The organism is Vallitalea longa (assembly GCF_027923465.1).
In the GTDB taxonomy this organism is placed as follows: Bacteria; Bacillota; Clostridia; order Lachnospirales; family Vallitaleaceae; genus Vallitalea; species Vallitalea longa.
In genome coordinates this window covers 1-254 of record NZ_BRLB01000097.1, presented here as the reverse complement: position 1 = coordinate 254, position 254 = coordinate 1, and the positions used below count along the sequence as shown (strand labels likewise).

Here is a 254-nt window from a genome sequence, read left to right as displayed (position 1 = left end):
AAGAAATTTTTAGAACTACTAAAAAATAGTTCATGGTACGCACTTTTCAGCACAACCAAAAAGCTCGCAAAACCTTATTTTAAAAGGGCCTGCGAGTTTTTTCTTCTCTACAAGTGTCAAAAACGAGATTATAACACCTAAAGCTTCATTTTGCAAGAAAATACTTGTTATTAATTTACAGATGCCGAAATAATAAGTTATAGATACTTTTAGCTTAGGTGTCTTCATAATAAGTACCTTACGTCATTTATTAT

The 254-nt window shown here is 30.3% G+C and carries 1 protein-coding gene; it reads right to left on the bottom strand.

Annotated features, from left to right (window positions below):
• Nucleotides 1–30: 30 nt before the first annotated feature.
• Entirely contained in the window at nucleotides 31–228 is a 198-nt protein-coding gene (locus tag QMG30_RS24965; RefSeq protein WP_281819950.1) for a hypothetical protein, read from the bottom strand.
• Between the last annotated feature and the right edge of the window lie 26 nt (nucleotides 229–254).